Consider the following 18834-nt stretch of genomic DNA (forward strand, 5'->3'; position numbering starts at 1 on the left):
GGTTGCAAAAAAAGTGACCGGCACCGCGGCTGTGCCTACTTCAACAGGCCAAGGATTGCCAGCAGTTCGCTGCGGATCATTTCCCTGTCGAGCGGCGGCGGCGGTGACGGCGTATCGTCATCATACGCTTCCTGGGCGGCGACACCCCGGCTGTCCAGTTTATTGCGTGCGCCACTGATCGTGAAGCCCTGCTCATACAGCAGCTCGCGAATGCGGCGGATCAGCAGCACTTCGTGGTGTTGATAATATCGGCGGTTGCCGCGTCGCTTGACAGGCTTGAGTTGGGTGAATTCCTGCTCCCAATAGCGCAGTACATGCGGCTTTACGCCGCACAGTTCGCTGACTTCGCCGATCGTGAAATAACGCTTGGCCGGAATCGGCGGCAAGCTGACCAGTTCGGTCTTGCTGATGCGATCGTTCATGCCGATCCTTTATCAGGCTGCGCGTGCCAGCGCGGCACTTTCTTCCACCATGGCCTTGAGCTTCTGGCTGGCGTGGAAGGTGACGACGCGGCGCGCCGTGATCGGGATTTCTTCCCCTGTTTTCGGATTGCGGCCCGGCCGCTGCGGCTTGTCGCGCAGCTGGAAATTGCCGAAACCGGACAACTTGACGGCTTCGCCCCGCTCGAGTGCGTTGCGGATCTCGTCGAAGAAGGTTTCGACCATGTCCTTAGCCTCGCGCTTGTTCAAGCCCACCTGTTCGAACAGCAGTTCGGCCAGTTCGGCTTTCGTCAACGTGGGCAAGCTCTTTTCAGCTTCCTGGCGTACCTTTGCAACCTGCATGGCGCTGTGCAACTCGGCATCCAGCGCGGATTGCATAATCGCGGTGTCGTTGTTGTTAATTTTGCTGCCCTGCCTTTACAAAGTACGTGGGTCCGGCATTGCCGGACCCGCTAATGTGAACTGGATCTTGACTATTCTGAATGAATGCTGCAGTGCACGGAAGAGTTGCATGGGTATTTACTGGTCAACTTAAGTTTTGTCTAAGTTACCACAGCAGTGCCACAACCGGCTTTTCAGCCCTGCAGTACGGAGACAGGTATGCAACGAATCAACCGCTTGCATATCCGTTCCGCACTGGCGCTTCTCATGCTTTTAACGCAGCATATTCACGTTACTTGCGCAATTTCGCGCCGGCTTTTTGCGTTGCCGCATCGGCCAACGAGCCCATCAATGCATCGACGATTTCGTCCTGCAGGGTTGTTTGAGTATCTTGCAAGCTAAAGCGGAAAGCAAGTGATTTCTCGTCCCATGCAAGACCGACGCCACGGTATTCATCAAATAAAACAATGGCTTGCACGATGCGGGCATGTTCGCTGGCGGCCACCGCGGCGGTGAAGACATCCAGCAGATCCTGGGCCGCCACCGTTTGCGGAACCACCAGCGCGAGGTCGCGCGTCGTGCCCGGGAACTTCGAAATTTCCGTATAAACCGGCACGTCACGCTGCTGCAGTGCCACGGCGTCGACCTCGAAAACGACAGGCGCCTTCGGCAGGTCATACTTTTGCAGCCAGCGCGGGTGCAGCTCGCCGATGAAGCCGATCACCTTGCCATCGAGCTCGACGGATGCAGCACGGCCCGGGTGCAGTGCCGGATGCTCCAGCTTGGCAAAGCGCAACGGTGCCGGCGCGAACAGCGCCTCCAGGTCGGCCTTGACGTCGAAGAAGTCGGCGTCGCGCGTCGGCAAGCCCCACTGCTCGTCCGCCTGCGGGCCATAGGCGATGACGCCGATCCGCTGGGGCTGGTCGTAGCCGGCCACCGTCAGCGGGCCGTCCTGCACCGCCGTATCGCGCTTGTACACAGCGCCCACTTCGAACGCACGCACGCGTGGCGCCTTGCGGTTGACGTTATAGCGCACGTTCGCGACGAGGCTGCCGATCAGCGACGAGCGCATCACGGACAGCTGGCTGGCGATCGGGTTCTGCAGCTTGATCGGGTTGTCGTTACCGTTGAAATCCAGTTCCCACTGGGCTTCCACGAAGCTCATGTTGACCACTTCCTGGTAGCCCAGGTCGGCCAGCTGGTGCCGCACGGCGAAGATCGAGCGGGTATTTTCCGGCGCGATCTGCATGGTGTTCTCGGCCACCGGCGGCTTGGCGGGAATGTTCTCGAAGCCGTACACGCGGGCCACTTCCTCGATCAGGTCTTCCTCGATCTCGATGTCGAAACGGTAGCTCGGCGCTGTCACGGAAAACACGCCATTTTCCACCGTATGCGGCAGTGCCAGGCGATCGAAGATGTCGGCGATGACCTCGTCCGTCAGGGGCACGCCGATCACCTTCTGGGCGCGCGCGGTGCGCAGCTGCACGGGCTTGCGCTCCGGCAGGTTGACGACCTGGTCGTCGACCGCGCCGACTTTCGTTTCCGGCGTGCCGCAGATTTCCACGATCAGCGCGGTGATGCGTTCGAGATGCTCGGGAATCGTTGCATAGTCCACGCCGCGCTCGAAGCGGTGCGCCGCATCGGTCGAGAAGTTGTACTTGCGGGCGCGGCCCTGGATGGCGTTGGGCCACCAGAACGCGGCTTCCACATACACATTGGTCGTCTCCAGCGACACGGCCGTGGCGTCGCCGCCCATGATGCCGGCCAGCGATTCCACGTTCTGCTCGTCCGCAACGACACCAACCCATTCGTCGACGGAAACGGTATTACCGTTCAGCAGCTTCAGCGATTCGCCGGCTTTGCCCCAGCGCACTTCCAGGCCGCCGTGGATTTTGTCGAGGTCGAACACATGCGATGGACGACCCAGCTCCAGCATTACGTAGTTCGAGATGTCGACCAGTGCCGACAGCGAACGCTGGCCGCTGCGCTCGAGGCGCTGCCTCATCCAGTCCGGCGTTGCCGCCTTCGCGTTCAGGTTGCGGATGACGCGGCCGGCAAAACGGCCGCACAGGTCCGGCGCGCCGATCGTCACGGGCAGCGTTTCATCGAGCGTCACGGCGACGGCCGCGCTCGTGGGAGCATTCAGCGGGGAACCCGTCAGTGCCGCCACTTCGCGGGCAACGCCCAGCACGGACAGGCAGTCGGCCTTGTTCGGCGTCAGCTTGATCGTGAATTTCAGGTCGTTCAGCGCATAGTAGTCGCGGAAGTTCTGGCCGACCGGTGCATCGTCCGGCAACTCCAGCAGGCCGCCATGGTCTTCGGACAGTTTCAGTTCGCGTGCCGAGCACAGCATGCCTTGCGACTCGACGCCGCGCAGCTTGCCCACCTTGATCTCGAACGGCTTGCCGTCCGCGCCCGGCGGCAGGATGGCGCCGGCCGTTGCACAAGCGACACGAAGGCCTTCGCGCACGTTCGGCGCGCCGCAGACGATGTTCAGCAGCGTGCCGGTGCCCACGTCGACCTGGCACACGTTCAGCCGGTCCGCGTTCGGGTGCTTCTGCACTTCGCGCACGTGGCCGACGACGACGTTGGTGAACGGCGGCGCAACGGGTTCCACTTCTTCCACTTCGAGGCCGGACATCGTCAGCAGGTGGGACAGTTCATCCGAAGTCATCTTCGGATCGACCATGGTACGCAGCCAGTTTTCGGAGAATTGCATTTTCAGCCTTCAGTATTCTTTTAATTGAACTGCTCAGTTGAACTGCTCAGTTGAACTGTTTCAGGAAGCGCAGGTCGCCTTCATAGAACAGGCGCAGGTCGTTCACGCCATAGCGCAGCATCGTCAGGCGCTCGAGGCCGGAGCCGAACGCGAAGCCGATGTATTTTTCCGGGTCGAGCCCGAAATTGCGCACGACGCTCGGGTGCACCTGGCCTGAACCGGACACTTCCAGCCAGCGGCCCTTCAGTGGACCGGAGCCGAAGGCAATGTCGATCTCGGCCGACGGTTCCGTGAACGGGAAATACGACGGGCGGAAGCGCACCTGCAGGTCGTCCGTCTCGAAGAACGCCTTCACGAAGTTCAGGTACACGCCCTTCAGGTCGGCAAAGCTGATGTTCTCGGCGATCCACAGGCCTTCGACCTGGTGGAACATCGGCGAGTGGGTGGCATCGCTGTCGACGCGGTACGTGCGCCCCGGTGCGATGACCTTGATCGGCGGCTGGTGGCTGCGCGCGTAGCGCACCTGCATCGGGCTGGTGTGCGTGCGCAGCAGCAGCGGCTTGCCCGTAGAGTCGTTGCCTTCGATGTAGAACGTGTCCTGCATCGAGCGGGCCGGATGGTTTTCCGGGCTGTTCAGCGCGGTGAAGTTGGTCCAGTCGGTTTCGATCTCGGGGCCGCCGGCCACGTCGAAGCCGATCGAGCGGAAGATCGCCTCGACCCGCTCCCACGTGCGCATCACCGGGTGGATGCCACCGGGAGCGCGGCCGCGGCCGGGCAAGGTCACGTCGATCGCTTCGGCGTTCAGGCGCTGCTGCAGCTGCGCATCGGCCAGCGCATCGCGGCGTGCGGTCAGCGCGGCTTCGATCTGGCCCTTGGCGGCATTGATCAGCGCGCCTTGTGCTTTCTTTTCCTCGGGCGCGAGCTTGCCGAGGCCCTTCATCAGTTCGGTAATCTGGCCAGTCTTGCCAAGGTACTTGGCTTTGGCGTTTTCAAGTGCGGCAGCATCCGCGGCGGCGAGAAAGTCAGCCTGCGCGACGGAAACGATTTGTTCGAGGGAGTTCATCCGACTGATTTTCCTATGCTGGAAATGTAAAACGGGGCACCGGTCATTATCCCGTGCCCCGCTCTCCGCGCCGCCCGTCGGGCGGCACGCAACAATCGATTGCTATTGCTTATTGTTAATAATTAAGCAGCAGCGATCTTTGCTTTCACGGCGTTGACAATCGCGGCAAATGCCGGCTTGTCCATCACAGCCATATCGGCCAGGACTTTACGGTCCAGTTCGATAGCGGCTTTCTTCAGGCCGTTCATGAAGACGCTGTAGGTCAGGCCGTGTTCACGCGAAGCCGCGTTGATACGGGTGATCCACAGGGCGCGGAAGACGCGCTTCTTGTTACGACGATCGCGGTAGGCATACTGGCCAGCGCGCATCACTGCTTGCTTGGCAATCCGGTAAACCTTGCTGCGGCGGCCGCGGTAACCCTTGGCCTGATTCAGTACTTTCTTATGACGGGCACGCGCGGTAACCCCACGTTTTACTCGAGGCATAGTAGCTCCTTAATGAGTGTGAGATTAAGCGGACGGCATCATGCGCAGGACGCTGGTGACGTCGGACGCATTGATGTTACGGGTGCCACGCAGCTGACGCTTGTTTTTGGTGGTTTTCTTGGTCAGGATGTGACGCTTGAACGCCATACCCGATTTGACGGTACCACCCGGACGCACGCGAAAACGCTTCTTCGCGGAGCTTTTGGTCTTCATTTTTGGCATAACACACCTGTCCTCGCGGACAGCTCCAAATAACAGGATCGCAGGTGGCAACAACACGTTGCGCTTGGGTGCCTGCTTTCACTTGTTGATGCAGCGGCAGCAAGGCCACTACATGTTGCGGATTTGATCCCGCAAATTCTTTTCGCCGGCTTCGTAAGCAAAAACCGGTGCCCGACACCAAGGTGTCCGACACCAGCTTGTCGGCAGCCGGCAATTATACCGAGTTTTTCAACTGTGCACCATCATTGCCGGATGCATAGTTGAAATCCGCCCTCGATAACCTGCACAGCGGGATGCAGTTCGGGTCCAGCGCGCGGAACCGTACTTGAGTACGGTCGGTCCGCCGCAGCGGAGCACGGCGGACCCGAAATGCGCCCGCTTTGCAGGCTTAGCGAGGCGGAATTTTCTTTTTGGGGGCAATGACCATGATCATCTGGCGGCCTTCCATCTTCGGGAACTGCTCCACCTGGCCATGCTCTTCCAGATCCGACTTCAACCGCTCCAGCATGCGCATGCCGATGTCCTGGTGGGCCATTTCGCGGCCGCGGAAGCGAAGGGTGATCTTCGTCTTGTCGCCTTCTTCCAGGAACTTGATCAGGTTGCGCAGCTTGATGTTGTAGTCGCCATCGTCAGTACCGGGACGGAATTTGACTTCCTTCACGGAGATGATTTTTTGCTTCAATTTGGCTTCGTGCGCTTTTTTCTGCTCGGAATACTTGAACTTACCGTAATCCATCAGACGGCAAACCGGTGGCTGCGCGGTGGGCGCAATTTCCACGAGGTCCACGTTCGCTTCTTCCGCCAGGCGGAAGGCTTCGGCCAGGCTCACGATGCCCAGCGGCTCATTATTGACACCGGAAAGACGCATTTCCGGTGCCGTGATTTCGCCATTGATGCGATGCTGCGACTTGTCAGTAGCTATTGCAGTTTCCTTTAAAAATTTTATGTGGTGGCCGGTTACGGAAATCGACCGGCCCGAAGACCGATCGATCGCCGTCAGGCTTTGCTGGCGACATCCTGCTGGAGTCGCTCAACCAGGGCATCGATGGACATTACACCCAGATCGACGTTGCCCCGCGCACGCACGGCCACAGTATTGGCATCCCGCTCCTTATCCCCGATCACAAGGATGTAAGGCAATTTTTGGACGGAATGTTCGCGTATTTTATACGTGATCTTCTCGTTGCGCAAATCAGCCGTGACGCGGTACCCCAGCTTGCGCAGCTTGCCGGCCAGCTCGGTGGCGTATTGCGCCTGCCCGTCCGAGATGTTCAGGATGGCGACCTGCACAGGGGCCAGCCACATCGGCAGCGCACCGGCGTAGTTCTCGATCAGGATGCCGATGAAGCGTTCCATCGACCCCACGATCGCACGGTGCAGCATGACCGGCGTCTTCTTCGTGTTGTCTTCCGCGACATATTGCGCGCCCAGGCGCTCCGGCATGAAGAAGTCGACCTGCATCGTGCCGACCTGCCATGGGCGGCCCAGCGAATCCTTCAGGTGGTATTCGATCTTCGGACCGTAGAACGCGCCCTCGCCCGGCAGCTCCGTCCACGTCACGCCGCAGGCGCGCAAGCCCTGGCGCAGCGCCTCTTCGGCATCGTTCCACACTTCATCCGTGCCGATCCGGTTGTCCGGGCGCAGCGCCAGCTTCACCTCGATATTGGTGAAGTCGAAGTCTTCGTACACTTCCATCGCCTGCTGGTGGAAGGCCACCACTTCCGGCTCGATCTGCTCGTGCGTGCAGAAGATGTGGCCATCGTCCTGCGTGAAGCCGCGCACGCGCATGATGCCGTGCAGCGCGCCGGACGGCTCGTTGCGGTGGCACTGGCCGAACTCGCCGTAGCGCAGCGGCAGGTCGCGGTAGGAGCGCAGGTCGGAATTGAAGATCTGCACGTGGCCCGGGCAATTCATCGGCTTCAGCGCATATGAGCGGTTTTCCGATTCCGTGACGAACATGTTTTCACGGTAGTTATCCCAGTGGCCCGTCTTGGCCCACAGGCTCGCATCCAGGATCTGCGGCGCCTTCACTTCCTGGTAGCCGTTGTCCTGGTATTTCTTGCGCATGTATTGCTCGACCTGCTGCCAGATCGTCCAGCCTTTCGGATGCCAGAACACGAGGCCCGGCGCCTCATCCTGGAAGTGGAAGAAGTCCAGCTGCTTGCCCAGCTTGCGGTGGTCGCGCTTTTCCGCCTCTTCCAGGTTGTGCAGGTACAGCTCCTGGTCTTCCTTCTTCGTCCAGGCGGTGCCGTACACGCGCTGCAGCATCTCGTTTTTGGAATCGCCGCGCCAGTAGGCGCCGGCCAGCTTCATCAGCTTGAAGACCTTCAGCTTGCCCGTCGACGGCACGTGCGGGCCGCGGCACAGGTCGGTGAACTTGCCTTCGCTGTACAGCGACACGTCTTCATTCGCCGGGATCGAGGCGATGATCTCGGCCTTGTATTCTTCGCCGATCGACTTGAAGTACGCCACCGCTTCGTCGCGCGGCAGCACCTTGCGGGTGACGGGCTCGTCCTTTTTCGCCAGCTCGGCCATCTTCTTTTCGATCGCCACCAGGTCATCCGGCGTGAACGGGCGCTTGTACGAGAAGTCGTAGTAGAAACCGTTTTCGATCGTCGGGCCGATCGTCACCTGCGCGTCCGGGAACAGCTCCTTGACGGCGTAGGCCAGCAAGTGGGCCGTCGAGTGACGGATCACGTCCAGGCCTTCGGGATCCCTGTCGGTGACGATCGCCACGTCGGCATCCTGCTCGATGAGGAACGAGGTGTCGACCACCTTGCCGTCGACCTTGCCTGCCAGCGCGGCCTTGCCCAGGCTCGTGCTGATGTTGGAGGCCACCTGGGCCACGGTGACCGGCGCATCGAACTGGCGCACGGATCCATCGGGAAGTCGGACTGATACCATCATGATCTCCAATCGGCACGGGGGCCGTAAAAACTCAACTGAAATAAGGGGAAAACGGGGACGAAAAAAAACGCGGACTAGCCGCGTTATCTTTCAATTTGAAAAGCCAAAGAAAGCCGATCGACTAGCGTCACTCACCAAACCTTAGCGGTTGTAGTTCGCGGTGTCATAACCGGATTGCCTTTCTCGCTCTTACATTGAATGTTACTGAAGTGTTCTGGTGGGCGGTGAGGAATTCGAATCCCCGACCCCTTGGATGTCGACCAAGTATTCTAACCAGCTGAACTAACCGCCCGCTTGTACTGCTGCACTGCTACGGTACTGCGTTGCTACCGCACTACTACTTTCACTGCTACCTGCACTGCGTGAAATCGATGAGGTTGCATCACACCGTGCTGCAACCCCTGTCATTCTGGTGGGCGGTGAGGAATTCGAATCCCCGACCCCTTGGATGTCGACCAAGTATTCTAACCAGCTGAACTAACCGCCCAATGCCGAGCATTATAGTGAGGCGGCGCCGATAAGACAAGGGCCAGAATGAAATTGCCCTGGAAGCAGTCCCGGGCATGACAACCCCGCCGCCATCGGGGTGCAATCATGCGCTGCCCGCCCCATGCTATATTTTTGCGACACCCTCGACCGCAGAACGATGAACGCCACCAGCCACCTGCATGCCCACCTGAAGGGCGACGCCAAATACAAGCACCAGCGGGCCGACCGCAGCCTGGCCATCCTGGCCTGGGCCGTGGGCCTGACACTGACCTTTGCCGCGGTCGAAGTCGTGGCCGGCTTCATGGCCAACTCGCTGGCGCTGATCGCCGACGCCGGCCACATGCTGACCGATGCCGCGTCGCTGGGCCTGGCGTTGCTGGCGCAACTGATCGCCAAGCGCCCACCCTCCTCGCGCTACTCGTTCGGCTTCGGCCGCGCCGAGGCGCTGGCCGCGTTCGTCAATGGCCTCGTCATGCTGCTGGTGATCGGCTGGATCGTGTTCGAGGCGGTGCAGCGCTTCGCGCAGCCGCAGGCCGTGCAGGGCGGCACCGTGGCCGGCGTGGCGGCAATCGGCCTCGTCGTCAACGTGCTGGTCGCGCTGGTGCTGTCGAAGGACAAGGAAAGCATGAACACGCGCGCGGCACTGGTGCACGTGATGGGCGACATGCTGGGGTCCGTGGCCGCGCTGGCCGCCGGCGCCGTCATCTACTTCACTGGCTGGATGCAGATCGACCCGCTGCTGTCGCTGCTGGTGTCGCTGCTGCTGCTGAAATCCACGGCCGGCATCCTGCGCGAATCGGGCCACCACCTGATGGAAGGCGTGCCGGACGATATCGACTACGAAAAAGTGGGCAACGACCTGGAAGGCATCGAAGGCGTGGCTTCCGTGCACGACCTGCACGTGTGGGACATGGCACCGGGCCAGCCGGCGCTGATCGGCCACGTGGAAGTGCGCGACCTGCAGCACTGGCCCGCCACGCTGAAGGCGATCCGCGCCATGCTGATCGAACGGCATGGCATCGACCACGTCACGCTGCAGGCCGAAGTGGCGGGAAGGCAGGGGCAACCGCAATAGCGCCCCCTCCCTCCCACTTCCGCCGGATCAGGCGCGGCGCGCCTCCAGCACGCCGGCCACTTCCGAGATCGCGGCCAGTGCCTTCTGCACCTGCGCCGTCGAGCCGATTTCCGCGGTGAAGGTCATGCGCGCCTGCCCTTTCGCGCTTTGCGTGTTCACGCCGATCACGTTGATTTTTTCGCGCGAGAACACCTCGGAGATATCGCGCAGCAGGCCCTGGCGGTCGCCCGCCAGCACGAACAGGTCCACGGGATAGACGGTATCGCCGCGCCCGTCGCCCCATTCGGTGACGATCACGCGCTCGGGCGCCTTCATGCGCATCTCGGCGAAATTCTTGCACGACAGCCGGTGGATCGACACGCCCTTGCCGCGCGTGACGAAGCCCACGATCGGATCCGGCGGCGCCGGCTTGCAGCACCTTGCCAGCTGCGTCATCAGGCCCTCGGTGCCCACCACCAGCACGCCCGACTTGGCACCCTGCTCGGTCGACGAGGCGCGGCTCTTGTTCAGCACCACCGCATCCTCGGGCGGTGGCGGCTCCACATGGTCGTGCAGCGCATGCTCCACGTGGCGCAGGCTGAATTCCTCCTTGCCCACCGCCAGGAACAACTCGTCTACCTTGGCGAAGCCCAGTTTTTGCGCCAGCGCTTCCAGGTTGACAGCGGTCTTGCCCTCGCGCTGCAGCGTTTTCTCCACCATCGAGCGGCCATGCGACAGCGTTTCCTGCATGTCGATCGCGTGGAACCAGGCGCGCACCTTGGCGCGCGTGCGGTTGCTGACGGCATAGCCGGGGCTCAGCCAGTCGCGAGACGGGCCGGCCGTGCCGGGCGCGCCCTTGGCCGTGATGATTTCGCAGGTCTGCCCGCTTTTCAGCTGGGTGTTGAGCGGGACCATCACGCCATCGACGCGTGCGCCACGGCAGCGGTGGCCCACGTCGCTGTGCAGGTGGTAGGCGAAATCGATCGGCGTGGCGCCGACCGGCAATTCGAGCACGCGCGCCTGCGGAGTCAGCACGAAGATGCGGTCGTCCAGTGCCGCCTCCTTCAGCTTTTCCACCCATTCGCGCTGCAACTCCTCCTGCCCGACCACGGCGTCGGCCACGTCGGTCTTCCACGCCAGCAGCTGGCGCAGCCAGGCGATCTTTTCATCGTACTTCTGGCCCTGGAAGCTGGAATTGCCTTCCTCCTTGTAGCGCCAGTGCGCGGCCACGCCGTATTCGGCGAAATTGTGCATTTCCTGCGTGCGGATCTGCACCTCGAGCGGCCGGCCGTCGTCCGCCGTCACCACCGTGTGCAGCGACTGGTAGCCGTTCGGCTTGGGCCGCGAGATGTAATCGTCGAATTCCTTCGGGATCGGCGTCCAGATGTTGTGCACCACCCCGAGCACCGTGTAGCACGTCTTCACGTCCGCCACGATCACGCGGAACGCCCGCACGTCGTAGAGCTCCGTGAAATCGAGCTCCTTGCCGCGCATCTTGTTCCAGATGCTGTAGATGTGCTTCGGCCGGCCGAAGACCTCGGCCTTGATGCCGGCCCCGGCCAGTTCCGACTGCAACCGCTCGATCGACTGCGTGACGAAGCTTTCGCGCATCATGCGCTTTTCTTCCAGCATCTTGGCGATGCGCTTGTAGCTCTCCGGTTCGATGAAGCGGAACGACAGGTCCTCCAGTTCCCACTTGATCTGCCAGATGCCGAGGCGGTTCGCCAGCGGCGCATACAGGTCCAGCGTTTCGCGGCCGTAGGCACGCGTCATCTCGTTGAAGATCTTCTGGTCGGCGAACCAGCGCAGCGTGCTGCAGCAGGAAGCCAGCCGCACCAGCACCACGCGCATGTCGCTGGCCATTGCCAGCAGCATCTTGCGCAGCGTTTCCATCTGCGCCACGGCCTGCTGGGCCGCGTTCTTGCCGCGCGCCGTCGAAGGCGTGCCCTGCGTCAGTTCGCGCAGGCGGATCAGCTGGTGCACGCCGGTGACCAGGTCGGCCACTTCCCTGCCGAACTTCGGTTCGATGGCGATGCCCTGTGCCGGGTCGAGCAGGCACAGTTCGAACAGCAGCGCGGCAATGCGCGTGGCGGCGTCGGTGTTGAGCTGCGCCAGCGTGGAAGCCGCGCCAACGGCGAAATCGAAGGCCGGCTGGCCGCTCGTGCACTGCTTGCCGGCATAGGCCGCGCTGGCGAAATCGAGCGCGGCAAGCACCCGCGCGCCATCGTCGCTGGACAGGCCAAGCACCAGCTGTTCGGACGTTGCGCTGTTCAGCGCCGCAATGGAGACCATGACAAAAACCTTTTACTGCTTGCTGCAGAGGAGTGCTGCCTGAAAAACGGGAAGCCGGGGCGGCCTCCCGCTTGCTACATGTACCGTGGCGCGATCAGCGCTGGGCGGCGACGACGACGATCTCGATCAGCCAGGCCGGGTTGGCCAGGTTCGCCTCGACAGTCGCACGCGGCGGCGTGTGGCCTTGCGCAACCCACTCTTCCCACACTTCGTTCATGGCATCGAAATCCGCGAGGTTCTTGATGAAGATCTGGGTGGACAGGATGCAGCTCTTGTCGCTGCCCGCTTCGGCCAGCAGCTTGTCGATGGCCGCCAGCACTTCGCGGGTCTGGCCCTTGATGTCGGCAGCCGGATCGCTGGCGGCAACCTGGCCGGCCAGGTACACGGTGTTGTTGTGGATCGCCACTTCGGACATGCGCTTGCCTACATACAGTCGTTTGATTTCCATTTCTTCTCTTTTCTACAGGTTCAACTAAAAACTTACGGGTTAAGTTACAGGCACAGTTGAGTCACGCGTCCAGCAGGAACTCGCGCGCCACCGCGATCTGGTCGGCCTGCACGAACGTGGGCGCATGGCCCACGCCGGCGAACTCGACCAGCCGGGCACGCGGCCCCCGCCGGGTCATCATCTGCGCCGTTTCGTGCGACAGCAGGTCGGACTGGGCGCCGCGTACCACCAGCGTGGGGCAGCGGATCGCGTCATAGGCGGCCCACAGCAGATGCTCGTCGGCGGCCACCGATTCCGGCGTGGCGGCGCGGAAGGGCTGCGCCAGCGCCAGGTCGTAGTGCCGCACCCAGGTACCGTCGGCATCCTGGCGCAGCACGTCGCGGGCCATCTTGTCCCACTGCGCTTGCGTGTGGGGGCCGAACGACGCCGACACGTCGCGCACGAAGCGCGCACCTTCCTCGAACGTGGCAAAGCGCACGTCCTGGCCGATGTAGTCGCCGATGCGGCGCAGCGCCGCCGGGTCCAGCACCGGGCCGATGTCGTTCAGCACGAGGCGACCGATCGGGCTGTCGGGCAGCGCCGCCAGGCCCATGCCGATCAATCCCCCCATGGACGTGCCGAACCACGCCACCTTTTCCGCCTGCGCATTGCCGTCGCCATTGCCCAGCACGCGCGCCAGCAGCGTCACCATGTCGCTCACGTATTGCGGCACGCGGTAGAAGTCCGGATTGCGCAGGCGGCCGGAACGGCCGCGGCCCACCACGTCGGGGCACACCACGCGGAAGGTGCCGGACAGCGCGCGCGCAAGGTCGTCGAAGTCGTCCGAAACGCGCGTCACGCCGTGCACGCACACCACTACACGTGGGTTGGACGGATCTCCCCATTCCTGGTAGGCCATGCTGTGCAAGCCCGCGGGAGACAGGCACTGCACTGACTTGATCGCTGGCTTGTTTGCTGTTTCAGGCATCCTGGCCTCCTGCCGGATATTGGTTTTTGGGCTACATTCTACCGTGCGTTGCCGCTAAAATCCCTTGCAAGTTTAGCGCAGCGCTTAGGCCAGCATTAAGTCGACCGGAGCCAGCGCTCCGGAACCGGCGGCATAGCCGCCATCAACTATGGAGCTAACCATGAGCAGCACATCTTCGACCGGGCAGATTCTGTCCGGCAAAACGGCCCTGGTGACAGGGTCCACGTCCGGCATCGGCCTGGGCATCGCACGCGCGCTCGCGGCACAGGGCGCCAACATCGTATTCAACGGTTTCGGCAATGCCGACGACATCGCCACCCTGCTGTCCGCCACGGCACAGGAATTCGGCGTGCAGACCGTACACCACAACGCCGACATGAGCAAGCCGGCCGAAATCGAGGCCCTGTTCGCGTTCGCGGCCGAACACTTCGGCGGCATCGACGTGCTCGTCAACAATGCCGGCATCCAGTACGTGGCCAATGTCGAGGACTTCCCGGTCGACAAATGGGACGCGATCATCGCCATCAACCTCACGTCCGCCTTCCATACCTCGCGCCTCGCGCTGCCGCGGATGCGGCAGCAGAACTGGGGCCGCATCATCAACCTCGCCTCGGCGCACGGCCTGGTGGGCTCGGCCGGCAAGTCCGCCTACGTGGCGGCCAAGCATGGCCTGGTCGGCCTCACGAAGGTCACCGCGCTGGAAACCGCCCAGACCGGCGTGACGGCCAATGCGATCTGCCCGGGCTTCGTGCTGACGCCGCTGGTGCAGAAACAGGTCGACGACCGCGCCGCCCGCGACGGCCTCACCAACGACGAGGCCAAGCGCGCGCTGCTGGCCGACAAGCAGCCTTCCGGCGACTTCGTCACGCCCGAACAACTGGGCGGGCTTGCCGTGTTCCTGTGCAGCGACGTGGCCAGCCAGGTGCGCGGCGCGGCCTGGAATGTGGACGGCGGCTGGGTCGCCCAGTAACGCCACCGCGGCCGGCCTCCGGCCGCGTTTCCCGCCACGCCCGCACATGGGTGGGAGCGCTATCGTAGAAAATTTACAACACCTGCCTCACACCTCTCTTGCGTCCCTCGCAGAGCGAAACCCGCCTTCTCTTGCCACGTTCACGCTCCTCTGTGCCCCGGCATCGAGAAAAAATCCTGCTCGCTTACCCTCGCGTTGAGTTAGCATAATTTTACCTGATAGCGCTATCACCATCCACATCGAACGTGGGTGTTGCAAGTCGATGTCGAACGGTATGGGCGCCAGGGCTTCCTCTCTTCCAACCACGGGGTACGACGCAATGAAACCATGTTCAAGCAGCACCCTTCGCGCTCGCTGGCGCCGCCCGGCGCCCGCATCGATTGCCTGCGCCGCGGCATTGTCCGCCGCATTGGCCGCACCGATGGCGCACGCCGACATCATCGATTTCGAGCAGATCGTGAACGGGTCTTCGCCGGCCGACAATTCGATCTACATCGGCGGCGACACGTTTTCCACGAACGGCTTCGAAGCCGTCGTGGCGGACGGCGCCTTCGCGCAGGGTCTTCCCGATTATGAACCCGGCCTGGCCGGCGCCACGATCGCCGCGGGTGACTCGGGCGCCTGCGTGTGGCTGGCTTGCCCCTACCCCATCACCCAGCACTACGCCGGCCTGAACGACGGCTCGCTGACGTTGACGCGCGGGGATGACGCCGCATTCCGCCTGTCGTCGCTGTCCTATGGCGGCATCGCCAGCGAAAACGAGGAAGGCAGCGCACTGCCGTTCGGCCAGTTGCGCATCACGGGCACCACGGCCGACGGCGGCACCGTCACCACGTCGGCCGATTTCCCCACGCTGCATTACTGGGCCGAATGGACGCTCGATGCATCGTTCGCCGCCACCGCGTTCACCAGCATCACGATCGACGCGTGTACGTACACCTCCGGGCGTGACTGCGTCAACGGCCTGGCCACGCTGAACGCCTCGCAGTTCGCGCTCGACGACCTGCACGTGAGCGCCGTACCCGAACCATCGACCGTGGCCATGCTGGCCGCCGGCATGCTGCTGGTGGCCGCGCGCCGCCGCATGGGAGGCAAGGCATGAAGCGCGCCCCATTGTCCCTGTCTTCCTTCTTCCCGGTTACGCTGCTCGTCCTGGCAGCCGTCCCTGCCACCAATGCGCTGGCGCAGAAAGGCGATGCCGTGCGCCGGCCTTACATCGTGCAACTGGCGGAAAAACCGGCCGCGAGCTATGAAGGCACGATCGCCGGCATGCGTGCGACGCGGCCCACGGCGGGCGCCAGGCTCGATGCCCGCTCGCCCGCCGTCGCCCGGTATGCCGGCTTCCTGAAGCAGCGCCAGGCCAGCGTGCTGTCGGGCGTGCGCAGCGCGAAGGTGCTGCACAGCTACCAGCTCGTCTACAACGGCTTCTCCGCCCTGCTGACGAACGCCGAGGCGAAAGCCCTGCGCCGCAAGAGCGGGGTGACGGCCGTGATGGTGGAAATCCCGCGCAAGATCGATACGCACTACACGCCCGAGTACCTGAACGTGGACGGACCCGGCGGCCTGTGGAGCCAGCTGGGCGGCAGCGAAAAGGCCGGCGAGGATGTCGTCATCGGCATCATCGACACGGGCATCTGGCCCGAGCATCCCGCATTCGCCGACCGCGTCGATGCGGAAGGCAGGCCCACCACCGATCCGTCCGGCACGCTGGCCTACGGCCCCGCGCCTGCCAGCTGGAAAGGCGCATGCCAGCTCGGCGAAGGGTTCACGGCGGCCAACTGCAACAACAAGCTGGTCGGCGCCCGCTACTTCAACGCGGCGCTGCTGGCCGACGGCCAGAACATCCACTGGAACGAGTTCCTGTCCGCGCGCGACGGCCTCGCCGTGGCGCCGCGCTCCGGCTTCGGCCACGGCACGCATACGGCGTCCACCGCCGCCGGCAACCATGGCGCACTGCCGGTGCTGGACGGCATTCCCGTGTCGGCCGCTTCGGGCATGGCTCCGCGGGCACGCGTGGCGGCCTACAAGGTGTGCTGGACGTTCACGCGGCCCGCTTCTCCCGAGGCGATGGAAAACCAGTGCATGCCGGGCGACTCGGTCGCCGCCGTCGAACAGGCGGTGGCCGATGGCGTGGACGTGCTGAACTTTTCCATCGGCGGCACGCTGAGCATCGACGACCCTGTGGACCAGGCATTCCTCGGCGCCGCAAATGCCGGCGTGTTCGTCGCCGCCTCGTCGGGCAATTCCGCACCGTGGTACTCCAGCGCGCACGGCGTGCCATGGGTCGCCACCGTGGCCGCCACCAACCACGACAAGACCACCGGCGCCGAGCTGCAGGTCACGGATGGCCCGCGTTTCGTGGGCGGCTCGCTGAACGCGCAGGCCCTCCCCGCCACGCCGTTCGTGCTGGCCCGCCACGCCGGCAAGGTGCCGTTCGAGCAACTCGACGGCACGGACATGGCCGCGCGCGCCACCTGCGCCAGCCCGGCAGAAGCGGCGCAGCAGGGCGCCAGCGCGGCCGCGGCGATCGACCCGGCACGCGTGGCCGGCAAGGTGCTCGTCTGCGAAGCCGGCCTGTCGGCCCCGAAGGGCAAGAGCGTTGCCGCGCAAGCCTACGGCGCCGCGGCGATGGTGCTGCTGCAGTACGATCAGGCGCCCAGCTACGTGCAATATGCGCTGCCCACCGTCGACCTGCTGCCCACGGATGGCGCGGCCCTGGGCAACTACCTGCTCGAGCATCCGCAAGCCACGCTGTCGATGTCGGCATTCGGCCTGCACGACAGCACGTTGCCGTCGCCCACCGTCACGTACTTCTCGTCGCGCGGCCCGAACGTCGCGGCGCCCGGCGTGATGAAGCCCGACCTGGCGGCGCCCGGCCTGGAAATCCTGGCCGGCACCACGCCGGGCGGCGACCAGGCCACGCATGACCGCATCGCGGCCGAAGGCGCCACGCAGGCAGACACGCGCTGGCGCTTCCACACGGGCACCTCGATGGCCAGCCCGCACGTGGCCGGCCTCGCCGCCCTGCTGCGCCAGCAGCACCCGGACTGGTCGCCCGCCGCGATCAAGTCGGCGCTGATGACAACGGCGAAGCAGACGCAGGACGACGGCAACTTCGACACGCTGAACGGCAAGCTGCCGTGGGGCCAGGGCGCGGGGCTCGTGCAGCCGGCTCTCGCCGGCGACCCCGGACTCGTGTACGACGCCGCCCCGCAGGACTGGCAGCGCTTCCTGTGCGGCGTGGAATCGGTGTCCATCCCGGCCACCGATTGCGGCACGACCGGCAAGGTGACGGACACGAACCTGAACCAGGCCGCGCTGACCGTGCCCTCCATCGCCGACACCGAGGTGCTGGTCCGTTCCGTCACCAACGTGGGCGGGGCGGCGGCCACGTACACGGCCACTGCCGAATTGCCGGGCTTCGACGTCACGGTTGCCCCCGCGGAGCTGACGCTGGCGCCGGGCGAAAAAGGCAATTTCTCCGTGACGGTCAAGCGCACCACCGCGGCAAACCGCGAGTGGCAATACGGTTCGCTGGAATGGACGGACGGTGCACACCGCGTGCGCAGCCCGCTGCAGGCCCGCACGATGGCGTTCGATGCGCCGGAATACCTGTCGTCGTGGATCTCGCGCGGCAAGAGGCTGTTCCCGATCACCTCGGGTTCGGCGGCGCGCGTGAAAATCGCCGTCAGCGGCCTCGTGGAACCGCGGCGCGACATCCTGTCGATCAACGGCATCAGCGGCGACGATTACGGCGTGGCCGAATGCCTGGCCGGCGGCAGCGAGCGCGTGGCGCTGAAGAAGTTCACGATCCCGCCAGGAACCCTGGGCGTCCGCTTCGGGGCGTTCTCATCCGATTCCTCCGGCGCGGAGGGCGGCTTCATCGACCAGCTGAACCTCGTCATCGTCGATCCGCACCAGCAGGTGGTCGGCCTGTCCACCTGGAACACCGGCAGCAGCGCGTCCACCACGGAACCGGAGCCGGGCGAGTACACGGTGTGCGTGTCGAGCGACGGTCCGGCCAATGGCGAAAGCGCCACGTTCGCGCTGTCGAGCTGGATCATCGCGCCGGGCCAGGACGCTGGCAACGTGCAGGTGACGGCGCCGGCGGCGCTGGCGCAGAACAGCACCGGTACGGTGGCGCTGGCCTGGTCGGGCCTGGACAATACCAAACGGTACTTCGGCGTCGCCAGTTTCGTCGTCAACGGCCGGGCCGAAGCGCTGACGCAACTGTTCATCGACGCCGAGCAGCCGGAAGGCCTGCCGCTGGTGCCGGCCCGCATCCTGAAGAAAGGCTCGCCCGTGAAGCCTGGCCGCAGCCTGACCCGGGCGGTACGCTGGGCAAGGTAAGCCGTTTTTCCATCGGCCGCGCTACGTGGTAACCGCATTGTGGTTAA

General features: G+C 63.8%; 15 protein-coding genes and 2 tRNA genes. 4 read left to right on the top strand and 13 right to left on the bottom strand.

The annotated features are described in order from the left end of the window. Nucleotides 1-35: 35 nt before the first annotated feature. From ACY65G_RS21020 to ACY65G_RS21065, 10 genes are all read right to left on the bottom strand, one after another. Nucleotides 36-422 (bottom strand): MerR family transcriptional regulator, encoded by a 387-nt coding sequence (locus ACY65G_RS21020; RefSeq protein ID WP_464999233.1) that lies wholly within the window; start codon nucleotides 420-422, stop codon nucleotides 36-38. A 12-nt stretch (nucleotides 423-434) separates the two neighbouring features. Further along, nucleotides 435-782 carry an integration host factor subunit alpha gene (locus ACY65G_RS21025; RefSeq protein ID WP_130190589.1) on the bottom strand — a complete coding sequence of 116 codons (348 nt, stop codon included), beginning with the start codon at nucleotides 780-782 and terminating at the stop codon, nucleotides 435-437. 331 nt (nucleotides 783-1113) lie between these two features. Further along, nucleotides 1114-3540, bottom strand: a complete 2427-nt coding sequence (gene pheT, locus ACY65G_RS21030) for a phenylalanine--tRNA ligase subunit beta (RefSeq protein WP_464999234.1) — start codon at nucleotides 3538-3540, stop codon at nucleotides 1114-1116. Between the two features lie 46 nt (nucleotides 3541-3586). Further along, nucleotides 3587-4603 carry a phenylalanine--tRNA ligase subunit alpha gene (gene pheS / locus ACY65G_RS21035; protein ID WP_464999235.1) on the bottom strand — a complete coding sequence of 339 codons (1017 nt, stop codon included), beginning with the start codon at nucleotides 4601-4603 and terminating at the stop codon, nucleotides 3587-3589. Between the two features lie 122 nt (nucleotides 4604-4725). Continuing rightward, nucleotides 4726-5088 carry a 50S ribosomal protein L20 gene (rplT, locus tag ACY65G_RS21040; RefSeq protein ID WP_130188793.1) on the bottom strand — a complete coding sequence of 121 codons (363 nt, stop codon included), beginning with the start codon at nucleotides 5086-5088 and terminating at the stop codon, nucleotides 4726-4728. 24 nt (nucleotides 5089-5112) lie between these two features. After that, nucleotides 5113-5310 carry a 50S ribosomal protein L35 gene (gene rpmI / locus ACY65G_RS21045; RefSeq protein ID WP_057262756.1) on the bottom strand — a complete coding sequence of 66 codons (198 nt, stop codon included), beginning with the start codon at nucleotides 5308-5310 and terminating at the stop codon, nucleotides 5113-5115. Between the two features lie 388 nt (nucleotides 5311-5698). Next, nucleotides 5699-6256, bottom strand: a complete 558-nt coding sequence (infC, locus tag ACY65G_RS21050) for a translation initiation factor IF-3 (RefSeq protein ID WP_464999273.1) — start codon at nucleotides 6254-6256, stop codon at nucleotides 5699-5701. A gap of 50 nt (nucleotides 6257-6306) precedes the next feature. After that, a complete protein-coding gene (gene thrS / locus ACY65G_RS21055) occupies nucleotides 6307-8214 on the bottom strand; it encodes a threonine--tRNA ligase (RefSeq protein WP_464999274.1) in 1908 nt (635 codons plus the stop codon). Nucleotides 8215-8432: 218 nt separating this feature from the next. Continuing rightward, nucleotides 8433-8509: transfer RNA gene (locus tag ACY65G_RS21060), tRNA-Val, on the bottom strand. A 118-nt stretch (nucleotides 8510-8627) separates the two neighbouring features. Continuing rightward, nucleotides 8628-8704 (bottom strand) — tRNA-Val (locus tag ACY65G_RS21065). A gap of 159 nt (nucleotides 8705-8863) precedes the next feature. Between ACY65G_RS21065 and ACY65G_RS21070 the strand changes: the two genes are divergently transcribed. Then, a complete protein-coding gene (locus ACY65G_RS21070) occupies nucleotides 8864-9781 on the top strand; it encodes a cation diffusion facilitator family transporter (protein WP_464999236.1) in 918 nt (305 codons plus the stop codon). Between the two features lie 27 nt (nucleotides 9782-9808). On the opposite strand, the gene ACY65G_RS21075 is transcribed toward ACY65G_RS21070, so the two are convergent. The 3 genes from ACY65G_RS21075 to ACY65G_RS21085 form a co-directional block, all read right to left on the bottom strand. Then, a complete protein-coding gene (locus ACY65G_RS21075; RefSeq protein ID WP_464999237.1) occupies nucleotides 9809-12052 on the bottom strand; it encodes a RelA/SpoT family protein in 2244 nt (747 codons plus the stop codon). 94 nt (nucleotides 12053-12146) lie between these two features. After that, nucleotides 12147-12500: a RidA family protein gene (locus tag ACY65G_RS21080; RefSeq protein WP_464999238.1), complete on the bottom strand. Its 354-nt coding sequence runs from the start codon at nucleotides 12498-12500 to the stop codon at nucleotides 12147-12149. Between the two features lie 61 nt (nucleotides 12501-12561). Further along, entirely contained in the window at nucleotides 12562-13467 is a 906-nt protein-coding gene (locus tag ACY65G_RS21085; protein ID WP_464999239.1) for an alpha/beta fold hydrolase, read from the bottom strand. Nucleotides 13468-13627: 160 nt separating this feature from the next. Between ACY65G_RS21085 and ACY65G_RS21090 the strand changes: the two genes are divergently transcribed. The 3 genes from ACY65G_RS21090 (at nucleotide 13628) to ACY65G_RS21100 (ending at nucleotide 18787) form a co-directional block, all read left to right on the top strand. Next, nucleotides 13628-14437: a 3-hydroxybutyrate dehydrogenase gene (locus tag ACY65G_RS21090; protein WP_464999240.1), complete on the top strand. Its 810-nt coding sequence runs from the start codon at nucleotides 13628-13630 to the stop codon at nucleotides 14435-14437. Between the two features lie 319 nt (nucleotides 14438-14756). Further along, on the top strand, nucleotides 14757-15539 hold the full coding sequence (locus ACY65G_RS21095) for an NF038120 family PEP-CTERM protein (RefSeq protein ID WP_464999241.1): 783 nt from the start codon (nucleotides 14757-14759) through the stop codon (nucleotides 15537-15539). Continuing rightward, on the top strand, nucleotides 15536-18787 hold the full coding sequence (locus tag ACY65G_RS21100; protein ID WP_464999242.1) for a S8 family serine peptidase: 3252 nt from the start codon (nucleotides 15536-15538) through the stop codon (nucleotides 18785-18787). The genes ACY65G_RS21095 and ACY65G_RS21100 overlap by 4 nt, the downstream gene beginning before the upstream one ends. The last annotated feature ends 47 nt before the right edge of the window (nucleotides 18788-18834 follow it).

This window comes from Pseudoduganella sp. jia 12 (assembly GCF_055502675.1).